The following is a 270-nucleotide window of genomic DNA, read 5'->3' on the forward strand; positions in this document are numbered from 1 at the left end:
TTAGTTGTGATGACTTTGTAGTCATCCTAGCCATCCCCTGAGTATAGTTACTCAGTTTCGACTAAACGAATCGCACTAACACTTCTTTAAGATAAGACGGCGGTTGAAACCTGGTTTAAACAAACCAAGAGTCCACTCCAAGCCGACTGAAAAAAATCAGGTAATTTCAACCGCTCGGTCTTGAGTCCACGGAGGTAGATTTTGTTTGTATAGACGCGGTTTCAACCGCCCAGTCTTCTCTTGAACCCACGGAGGTGGGTTTTGTTTGTA

The sequence above is a fragment of the Microcoleus sp. B4-D4 genome, assembly GCF_036705185.1.
Lineage (GTDB): Bacteria > Cyanobacteriota > Cyanobacteriia > Cyanobacteriales > Microcoleaceae > Microcoleus.